9 protein-coding genes are annotated in these 9499 nt (G+C 62.6%); 6 read left to right on the plus strand and 3 right to left on the minus strand.

Annotation, left to right across the window (positions count from 1 at the left end):
* Positions 1–40: 40 nt before the first annotated feature.
* Positions 41–502 (minus strand): nuclear transport factor 2 family protein, encoded by a 462-nt coding sequence (locus tag ACFTZB_RS38320; RefSeq protein ID WP_378440030.1) that lies wholly within the window; start codon positions 500–502, stop codon positions 41–43.
* Positions 503–644: 142 nt separating this feature from the next.
* Here ACFTZB_RS38320 and ACFTZB_RS38325 point away from each other — a divergent pair, with 142 nt between their 5' ends.
* The 5 genes from ACFTZB_RS38325 to ACFTZB_RS38345 all read left to right on the plus strand — a co-directional run bounded on the left by ACFTZB_RS38325 (position 645) and on the right by ACFTZB_RS38345 (position 6350).
* The gene (locus tag ACFTZB_RS38325; RefSeq protein WP_378440032.1) at positions 645–1025 is read left to right on the plus strand and encodes a MerR family transcriptional regulator; all 381 of its coding nucleotides are present in this window, start codon (positions 645–647) and stop codon (positions 1023–1025) included.
* Positions 1026–1515: 490 nt separating this feature from the next.
* Complete coding sequence (gene lhgO, locus ACFTZB_RS38330; RefSeq protein ID WP_378440034.1) at positions 1516–2712, plus strand: L-2-hydroxyglutarate oxidase; 1197 nt, start codon at positions 1516–1518, stop codon at positions 2710–2712.
* A gap of 257 nt (positions 2713–2969) precedes the next feature.
* Positions 2970–4151, plus strand: a complete 1182-nt coding sequence (locus ACFTZB_RS38335) for an iron-containing alcohol dehydrogenase family protein (protein ID WP_378440036.1) — start codon at positions 2970–2972, stop codon at positions 4149–4151.
* A complete protein-coding gene (locus ACFTZB_RS38340; protein ID WP_378440038.1) occupies positions 4148–5602 on the plus strand; it encodes an aldehyde dehydrogenase family protein in 1455 nt (484 codons plus the stop codon). The genes ACFTZB_RS38335 and ACFTZB_RS38340 overlap by 4 nt, the downstream gene beginning before the upstream one ends.
* A 28-nt stretch (positions 5603–5630) precedes the next feature.
* Complete coding sequence (locus tag ACFTZB_RS38345) at positions 5631–6350, plus strand: SDR family NAD(P)-dependent oxidoreductase (RefSeq protein WP_378440040.1); 720 nt, start codon at positions 5631–5633, stop codon at positions 6348–6350.
* Positions 6351–6745: 395 nt separating this feature from the next.
* Here the strand turns inward: ACFTZB_RS38345 and ACFTZB_RS38350 are convergent, their stop codons facing one another.
* On the minus strand, positions 6746–7177 hold the full coding sequence (locus ACFTZB_RS38350) for an acyl-CoA thioesterase (protein ID WP_378440042.1): 432 nt from the start codon (positions 7175–7177) through the stop codon (positions 6746–6748).
* Between the two features lie 355 nt (positions 7178–7532).
* Between ACFTZB_RS38350 and ACFTZB_RS38355 the strand changes: the two genes are divergently transcribed.
* Positions 7533–8528, plus strand: a complete 996-nt coding sequence (locus ACFTZB_RS38355) for a LacI family DNA-binding transcriptional regulator (RefSeq protein ID WP_378440044.1) — start codon at positions 7533–7535, stop codon at positions 8526–8528.
* A 532-nt stretch (positions 8529–9060) separates the two neighbouring features.
* Here the strand turns inward: ACFTZB_RS38355 and ACFTZB_RS38360 are convergent.
* Positions 9061–9420: an alpha/beta fold hydrolase gene (locus ACFTZB_RS38360; RefSeq protein WP_378440046.1), complete on the minus strand. Its 360-nt coding sequence runs from the start codon at positions 9418–9420 to the stop codon at positions 9061–9063.
* Positions 9421–9499 lie beyond the last annotated feature (79 nt).

Here is a 9499-nt window from a genome sequence, read left to right on the forward strand (position 1 = left end):
GTCGCGCACTTCGTCTAGGTCGGTTGGGCGAAGGTTTCTGCTATTCGGATAAGGCCTGGGGCAGAGTGTCTGAGCCGAGTGCGGCTGGGTCGCCCTGCATGACGTTCACTGATATGTCACGCCGGACGATGCGCCAACCGTTCGCACGGCGCTGCCATCTGTCGATCCACGGGCCGGCAGCGTCGAAGTACAAGTGGCTGCGTCCTTCGGCACCTTGGTGACGCGCCAGTACGTACACCTCCGACGACGCCGTGTCACCATCGACGTCGATCAATCCGCTTCCGATGAGATGCATGGTCGGTCCGCAGTTGGTCAGGAAGCCGCTGACCTCTGCTCGCATCTCCTTGATGCCAGCGCGTTCTCCGCGGCCGTAGTCGAAGGTGAGGTCCTCGGCGAACACGGTGTCAAGGGAGTCCCAGTCGCGCTTGTCTAGGATCCGCGTCATGCGAGAGAGCGTCTGGGTGATCTCTCGCTCGTCCAGGAGGGTTTGGAGGTCGGTCACTATCCATTTCCTTGTCTGTTGGTCTGCCGAGCCGGACAGGTACCGGTCGGCACGCCCGAATGCTGGGCACGTCAGCTACGCTAGAACCTGACATTGGTGTCAGAGGCAAGCCGTGTGTGGCAGGTCATAGGGAGGGGGCGGCATGCGCATCGGTGAACTGGCGTCACGCGCGGGCGTCAGCGTCAGGTCGCTGCGTTACTACGAGCAGCAAGGGCTGCTGACCAGCACCCGCAGCCCTGGCGGGCAGCGGCACTACAGCTCTGACAAGGTTGCACGGGTGGAGCTCATCCAGTGGCTGTATGCCGCAGGTCTGTCTAGCCGCACCATCGCCGAGATGCTGCCCTGTGTCGACACTCCCAACGCCGAAAACTCCGCCACAGCGCTGATGCGAATGGCGCAGGCACGTGACCGGCTCGCCGAGCACATCTCCAGTCTCACCGGCACCATGGAATCCCTCGACGAACTGATCGCCGCCTCTACGCGGGCTCATGGACAGCGGTTGAGGTCGGCCGCAGGCGAGTGACAAGGCCGCGTTCACGGCGCCGGTGGTGGCCCGAGCTCGATCTGGCAACCGCTCTCAGAGAGCTGGCGGATCCTCCGCCAGCGAAAGAATGAACGACCCGACCGACAGCGACGCCGCGCGCTCGGTTGCGAATCCGGGGCTGCGGAACCCGCGAGCTGTTGTAGGGCACGCTCGATCGACGCGGCGCCGAGGGCGAAACCCGAGGCGTTCCGCATCGCCGGTGACGACGGCATCATGCCGCTATACCAGCGTCCGAACTTTCCTGGCGCTTGAGAATCCGGCCACCTCGAAGTAGGCGGCTGCGCCCTCCGGGCGCGGAGGTGCCACATGTTGAAGACGATGCCCTGGTGGTTGAACCGCCAGGGCTCGGTGTGGATCGACGGATCGGAACGGTCAGAGGATTCACTCCGACGATCTTGCCAAGGAACACCACGGCATGGTTACGTATTCATTTGGGTTTAGGCGTCCCGCAATGCTGAAGGAGGGGTTGATGGCGAAGTTCGATGTGGTGGTAGTGGGTGCCGGGATCGTGGGGCTCGCGGTGGCGCGGGAAGTGCTCATCCGTCGCCCCGGGGCGGCCGTCGCTGTCATCGAGAAGGAGACTGACGTGGCCGCGCACCAGACCGGTCACAACTCGGGTGTCATCCACGGCGGCATCTACTATGAGCCGGGCTCTCTGAAGGCTCGACTATGTGTTGAAGGCGCAGCACGGATGTACGAGTACGCCCAGGAGCACGGTATTCCGCACGAGCGGTGCGGAAAGCTCATCGTGGCCATCGACGGGTCGGAGATACCGCGCCTGGATGCCCTCGAGGAGCGCGGCATCGCGAACGGTGTCCCCGGTCTGCGCCGTGTCGGCGCCAATGAGATCGGCGACATCGAGCCCAACGCGACTGGACTTTCGGCGCTTCACGCGCCCAACACGGGCATCATCGACTACGCCGAGGTCTCGCGTGCTATCCATCGCGAACTGGTCGAGCAGGGAGTTTCCTTCAACTTCGGTACCACAGTGCTCGGCATCACCGAGGGAACATCGTGTCGGGTGAACACGGCCAAGGGGCCTGTCGAGGCCAACGAAGTCATCGTCTGCGCAGGGCTGTGGTCCGACCGCATCGCGCGGACTTCCGGCGACGACGTGAGTCCCCGTATCGTGCCTTTCCGCGGCGTCTACCTGAGGTTGGAGCAACAGGCGGAGCCAGTGGTGCGAGGGATGGTCTATCCGGTTCCGGACCCCACGCTGCCATTCCTCGGAGTTCATGTCACAAAGCACATGTCCGGCCACGTCATGCTCGGTCCGACGGCCATGGTTGTACCCTCGCGCGACGGATACTTGTTCCGCACCATGCGTGGACGTGACGTCTGGGAGACGTTGTCCTGGCCCGGCACTTGGCAGGTTGCGCGGAAGTACTGGCGCACTGGCATCGACGAGATCCGACTCGCAGTCAGCAAACGGGCTTATGTGCGAGCCGCCGCCCAATACGTTCCGTCGCTCGATGTCAACCAACTCGACGGCACCTTCCACTCAGGCGTTCGCGCGCAGGCCCTCGATCGTGCCGGGAATCTCGTCGATGACTTCGTGATTTCCCGATCAGGATCGGTCGCGCACGTCCGCAATGCCCCGTCACCCGCGGCGACGTCAGCGTTCAGCCTGGCACGGGAGTTGGTAGACCGAATCGTTGCAGCGTAGACCCACCGCTGATGTCAGGGCATGGTGTAGTGCGGCGCTTCATTATTCGCGCCAGGCTGGAGTGTTGGCATGCCCCTGGTGTTTCAGGGCCGAGGCGCGTGTCCGATAGTTCAGTGCCCCAACGGGTTCACGCAAAGTGGTGCCAGATCCGTTTCAGCGAACGCTGTCATGTCCCCCGCGCACGATCATGGTCTTGACACCCGCCTCAATGGTTACGTATCCATTGAATAGCCGTAGCAAAGTAGAGGAAGTGCGTCGTGCCCGATACCGAGATTTCAGAGTTTCTTTTCCCCAGTCAGCTTGTTCGGTCCACCGGATCCTCCGGCCGGGTGGGCCAGCTGTTGCACGCACGCGGTGTCGCCAGGGGAGCGGTGTTCGTCGTTGCGGACAGAGTCGTCCACGAGAACGGCTTGACATCGGCGTTGCTCGAGGGTCTCTCGGAGGCCGGGTACGAGCCGCGACTCTTCGCCGAGATCGCAGGGGAACCGTCGCTCGATATCGTCGAGAAGGCAGCTGCCATGGCAAACGAGGCGCATGCCGTCGCGTTCATCGGCTTTGGAGGTGGAAGTGCGCTGGACACTGCCAAGCTGGCCACCTATCACGTTGCGTCGGGCACCTCAATGCAGGGCCTCAGGGGACCGATCCCTGCCGTGCCCGACTTCGGCCCTTTGGTACTGGTGCCGACCACGGTCGGTACCGGAGCTGAGGCAACTCGGGTCGCTATGTTCTCCGTGGACGGGGCCAAGCGAGCGGTTCTGAGTCCTCAGTTCGTCCCGTCGATTGCCGTTCTTGATGGGAATCTGGTTTCGAAACTGCCGGCTGAGGTAGTGGCGGCGACCGCTCTGGACGCGCTATCGCACGCGATCGAGTCCATGATGTCGACCACCTCGAATGAATTGACGTGGTCGCTTGCTGGTGAGGCCGCTCAGAGAATCTTTGCGCGATTGCCGGCAGCATACGGGGGCGATGTTTCAGCTCGATCCGAGCTGCTCTACGCGTCGTTTCTCGCGGGAGCGTCATTGAATGCCGGTGTTGTTCTAGGGCACTCCATGAGCTACGTCCTGGCGTCTCGCCATCACTTGGCGCACGGGGTGGGGTGCGCTCTCGCCTTGCCCTTCTGCCTTGCCTACAACCAGAGAATGCCCGCGAGGGAGGGCGAAGCCCTTGCGGCCGCGGTTCTCAAGAAGCCCAACGTCACGCTCCGCGACCTCGCCGATGCGGTACACGACCTCACCCGTGTGGTTGGATTGCCGACCGATCTCGCCAAGTACGGAACGGCGGAACATGAGGTGCAGGCGCTGGCGGACTCGCTGATCCGCGACTACCCGCGCCCGACCAACCCCGTACCGCTGGACTCGGCGCGTCTGGCTCGACTCTTTTCTCACCTGCGCACAGGGGACCTCTCCGGCGCCTGGACTGCAATGGGAGACCTTTCATGACTGACACGATTCGGTTCGACGCGCACATCGGTGGTAGTTGGACCGGATCGAGTGCGCTCATTGATGTTCGCGAGCCATCGGACTGGGACAACGTCATCGCGCGGGTCCCAGCGCTGACCGCGGATGTGGTGCGGGACGGACTCGCGACGGCTCGCAAGGGAGCACGCTTGTGGGCGGATACCAACGCCCTCACCCGTGGCCAGATTCTGTTCAAGACCGCTGCGATTCTTCGAGATCGATCCGCAGAGCTCGCGACGCTGCTGGCTCGCGAGAACGGAAAGACACTTGCCGAGGCGACTGGCGAGGTGGCGAAGTCTGCCGAGTTCTTCGAGTTCTACGGCGGACTGGCCCGACTTCCGTACGGCGATTTGATCCACGATGCCCGACCGAACACGACAACGACAGTACGTCATGAGCCGGTGGGGGTGGTCCTCGCGATCACGCCGTGGAACGACCCGCTGCTTACCCCGGCGCGCAAGCTTGCCCCCGCGCTGGCGGCCGGCAATGCCGTCGTACTCAAACCTGCATCGAACACCCCTGCAATCGCTCTGGAACTGACTCGTGCGCTACTCGATGCTGGGCTTCCCTCCGAGGCGATCACCACTGTAACCGGCAAAGCCGGCGAGATCGCTGATGCCATCATCGAATCCACGGAGATCGACGCAATCACCTTCACCGGCTCGACACGAGTGGGCCTCGATCTGCAACGTAAGGTTGCGGGCCGCAACGTTAGGATCCAGTGCGAGATGGGGGGCAAGAATGCCGCCATCGTGCTGGCGGACGCCGATCTCGAACTGGCGGCGCAGACCGTAGCGGCAGCAGGCTTTGGCCAGGCCGGGCAACGGTGCACTGCGACAAGTCGTGTCCTCGTGGAATCGTCGGTCAAGGACGCCTTCATCAAGCGCCTTGTCGCCATCGCAGACTCCATGACACTCGGACCGAGCCTTGCACGCGACACCGTGGTGGGGCCTCTCATCAGCCGAGACCAACAGAGCGAGGTAATTGGGCATGTTGCCCGAGCAAGGGCGGAAGGGGCCACCGTTGTGACCGGGGGCGACACGGGAGAAGGAAGCACGCTCGAGCGCGGTTGCTACGTGGTACCGACCGTCATCGACTGCGATAGCGCCGACGTAAGCATCTGGCGCGACGAGGTCTTCGGTCCGGTCGTCGCGGTGCTAGCCGTGTCATCACTTCAGGAGGCGATCGAGCTCGCGAACGCATCCGACTACGGACTCTCGTCAGCTCTGTTCACCACGAACCTTGCGGCAACGGACGTCTTCCTTCGGGACATCGAGACCGGCCAGGCTGCGGTCAACCTCCCCACGTCCGGATGGGATGTGCACCATCCCTTCGGTGGGTTCAAGCTCTCCGGATCGCCCTACAAAGAGCAGGGCTTGGAGGCCTTGGGCTTCTACACGCGAACAAAGACGTGCGCGGTGCGCTCTGTATGAGCCCGTCGGCCTGCACGGCCGTCACGTCGTGATCACCGGCGCCGGGCGTGGTCTCGGTCGTGCAATCGCCGAGGCCGCCGCTGGTGCCGGTGCATCTGTCACTCTGGTGGCCCGCAGTGAACCACAGCTGCAACGCACGAAAGAAGTGATCGAGTCCGCCGGAGGCAAGGCCGAGGTGTACTGCGCCGACCTCTCAGATCTCGATCTGATTGCCGAAATTGCACATGACATCAGCGGTCGAGAGGTGCATGGGGTTGTGCATGCCGCAGGGGTGCAGCATCGCGCCGACGCCCAGGACTTCGCCAGCGACGCCCTGCGGAAGGTGCTCACAGTCAACCTCGAGGCTCCGATTGTGCTGTCCCAAGAGCTCGTTCGGCACCGAGTCGGCGACGCTCCGATGAGCCATGTCTTCATCGGATCCCTCGGGAGTTCTATCGCGATTCCGCGTGCCCTGGGTTACACCGCGTCGAAGGCAGGCATTCTGGGAGCCGTCCGGACGCTTGCGACGGAATGGGCACCCATCGGTATTCGGGTAAATGCCCTCTCGCCGGGATACTTCCGCACTGAGCTGACAGCTGACCTATTGGACGATGCCGAACAGCTCGACCGGATCACCGCCCGTATCCCGATGGGGAGACTCGGCGCGCCCGAGGAGCTGGGGGGTGCTGCCGTGTTTCTTCTGGGTGACGCCTCGTCCTACATGACCGGTCAGCAGATCGTTGTTGATGGTGGATGGTTGGCATCGTGACTTGGGCCTGCCCGGGAACCGGTCCTCGTGCTGGGTGATGCGGCGTTACCCTGAACCTGATCGTCCAATGATGCTGGATAAGAACAGGATCTAATGAGGCGGCTGTGGATTTGTCGATGCGGGGCACTCCGCGGCGTCTCTCGGCGCGGCTCAGCTCAGCAAGTTCGCACGGGTCCTTGCAGGTCGACACGGCAAATATGCGATCAGGTCGGGTGCTATGGCCATCACCAGTACCTACCTACGCCGGTTGTCAAGGATGAATGATGATCCTGACGGGCGAGTCGGCGCGGTCGGTGAGCGTGCGTAACCCGTCGTGACACGATCAAGCGCGAACGCAGCGCTGACGGATGCAACCAGTCCAAGGTTCCTTCGATGAGGTGCTCGAGACAGCGCCGTCATCGGATCGAGGGTGCAGCGTCTTCCGTGAGCATGTCCGTCAGTGACCGACGAAGCCTCGCTGGGATCTCCGCCTTCCCGTTGACTGCTGCGTCGACGATCACATACACGGCGTCGGCAGTCGCCCGAGCGCAACCGTTGACCAGTGCGGTGTAGGACATGGATATGCTGGTGCGGCCAATTCGCGTTACACGGACTTCGATCCCAAGCTGGTCACCGTATCGGACAGCGCCCGTCCAGTCGATCTGACAGTGCACGACCTGGATGTCGTGTCCGGACGCCTCCAGATCTTGGAGCGAGAAGCCACCGGACGCTAGGCACGCATTGCGTGCCTCCTCGAGGAACGCCATGTACCACATGTTGAAGACCACACCTTGTTGGTCGAACTGGTAATAGTGCAGGCGAATGGGGACGATGAGCGCCGCGGGCATGGACACCCTCCTTGAAGCTGTGGGTCAACACGAAACATGGTTACGTATTCAGACTCTAGCGGACGAACATCGCCCTTGGCGAGGCTCAAAGTGAAGTTGCTGGCCCAAATACACGCGTGCGGCGAGGAACTCGGCATATCCGTTGGCCGTTCGGCAAGCTGAGTGGACGAAGAAGCTTCGCATCGGAGCGGCCGAATCTGCGTGGAACCCGCTTCCCGCCGCAAACCGCTGCCTCCGCCGCACGAGAGCCCGTCTGTAGACCGCATCGAGTCAGGCCTAACAGAGCCCCTGGACAGCCCGAGCCGGGCGCAGGGCATCATGTATACGAGTCCACGTTGATCTCAGGGAGGAACGGATGCCGACGAGCAAGGATATCGCCCGCCTCGCCGGCGTTTCGCAGACCACCGTTTCCCGCGTCCTGGCGAACAAGTCCAACGTTCGTGAGGAGACCCGCCAAAAAGTGTTGTCCGTGTTGGACAGCACAGGCTATGTTCCGAATGAGCAAGCCCGTGCGATGCGCACGCGTCGCACCGGAACTGTCGGCGTCGTCACTGGCCGGATCACCAACCCCTTCTATCCTGAGTTGATCGATGCCCTGGGCATGGCACTTACTACGCATGGACTCCGCATGGTCTTGTGGGCCACCGATACAGATTCTGGTGAAGCAGCCGCCATCGAGGCGATGCGCGGCGGGCTTGTAGACGGTGTCCTCTTCACATCTGCTTCGAGCGACTCGCCCAGCTTGCAGTCCGCGCTAATGTCGGCGCTGCCGGTGGTCCTGGTTATCCGAAGCATCGAAGGAGCGCGATGCGACCAAGTCACTAGCGACAATATCGTTGGTGGGGGGCTCGCGGCCGCACACTTCATCCAGGCCGGCCGGACCGATGTTGCGGTCCTTGGTCAGCAAGGGGCCAGCACGGGACGTGAGCGGCTGACCGGATTCGCGGCCTACATGCGCGCGCACGGCGTCGAGGTTCCCGCGAATCGTGTGATCGACTGCGGGTTCTTCCACGACGCTGCGAAACAGGCGGCTCTCAAACTCCTTGCGGAGGACCATCCACCCAACGCATGGTTTTGTGTCAACGACATCATCGCATTCGGTGTTCTCGATGCCGCCGCACAACTCGGAGTCCGTGCTCCGGAAGATATCTGGGTAATCGGGTACGACGATGTCAAGATGGCGTCCTGGAACCTGTTCGATCTCACCACTCTCAGTCAGCCCGTCGAACAGATAGCGGAGGTCGGTGTCGAGATGTTGCTGCGGCGGTTGAGCAACCCCACAGCTCCGTTCGAGCACCGGCGCTTCATGCCGGAACTCATTGTTCGCGGCTCCGCGCCCGAGGCGGGGTGAAATTCCGAACGTATCCTTCATCGTGATGATGTGGTGAACAGACTCGGCTGCTCCGCCCACCCGGGTACTTTGAGGTGGCCTCAACGAGTTCTCCACTCGATCCGGGAGCGATTCATACGACCAAGCAGGTCAACGGCACAGGCCGCCACCCCATACCCGCGACTGCGAAGGTGCACGGTCATCTTCCGGCGCCCGTATAGCGCTTCCACGGTCACGCCGGTGCCGAACAATGCGTTGGCAGCTGCACGTCGATGACGTGCAGCTGGGCGGTGTTGCGGTTTTCAGTTCCGATTGCATGGGAGACCTCGCCGCCGCACGTGGTGAGCCGTTGCATATCGACTCGACCGGATGTCCTGCTGCACGCGTCTCGTCGATGAACCGACAAAGCGGGCAGTGAGTGGCGTGCACATGTAAGCGGCACCTGGCACGCCCCTTTTGCATACTTCGGAAACACCCGCGGGGAGCAAAGTTGACTTCTATGACGGTACGGACACCGGCAGTTTGTCGATCACAGTTCCTGTCAGCCTGAGCTTCAGGGGGCAGGGGGCGGGACCAGGTCGGATAGGAACCTGGCGATGTGCTCGGCGACGAGCTCAGGTCGTTCCAGTGGGAGGCAGTGCCCCTCGCTCTCGATCTCGAGGATCGTGCTGTTGATGAGCAACTCCGCGCCAGCTCGCTGCAGCGCGGCATTAACGGCGACGTCCACCTCGGGAATCAGGAAGAGCCACGGATGCGTCACGGCAGTCACCAGCACGTCGGAGTCGTCGCGCATCGGCTGGTCAGCAGCGAGGCTGAGTCCCGCCGCTGTCATTCGAGCAGCTGCGGTCGCCGCCGCACGGAGCAGATCCTCGTGACCGGGGTGCCGGAACATCGCAGTAAGAGCGTGTCTCATGTGGATGAAGTGACGTGTGGGACATAATGTGACGCGTGGTAGATGAGTTGTCACTGAGGCTGGTTCCGGATGCGTTGTG

Source organism: Rhodococcus sp. NPDC057014, assembly GCF_042673295.1.
Lineage (GTDB): Bacteria > Actinomycetota > Actinomycetes > Mycobacteriales > Mycobacteriaceae > Rhodococcus_F.

What these genes read in the sequence shown, in the direction of transcription:
- ACFTZB_RS38325 (WP_378440032.1), top strand. Translation starts at nt 645, where the DNA reads ATGCGCATCGGTGAACTGGCGTCACGCGCGGGCGTCAGCGTCAGGTCG.
- ACFTZB_RS38360 (WP_378440046.1), bottom strand. Translation starts at nt 9,420, where the DNA reads ATGAGACACGCTCTTACTGCGATGTTCCGGCACCCCGGTCACGAGGAT.
- lhgO (WP_378440034.1), top strand. Translation starts at nt 1,516, where the DNA reads ATGGCGAAGTTCGATGTGGTGGTAGTGGGTGCCGGGATCGTGGGGCTC.
- ACFTZB_RS38355 (WP_378440044.1), top strand. Translation starts at nt 7,533, where the DNA reads ATGCCGACGAGCAAGGATATCGCCCGCCTCGCCGGCGTTTCGCAGACC.
- ACFTZB_RS38340 (WP_378440038.1), top strand. Translation starts at nt 4,148, where the DNA reads ATGACTGACACGATTCGGTTCGACGCGCACATCGGTGGTAGTTGGACC.
- ACFTZB_RS38350 (WP_378440042.1), bottom strand. Translation starts at nt 7,177, where the DNA reads ATGCCCGCGGCGCTCATCGTCCCCATTCGCCTGCACTATTACCAGTTC.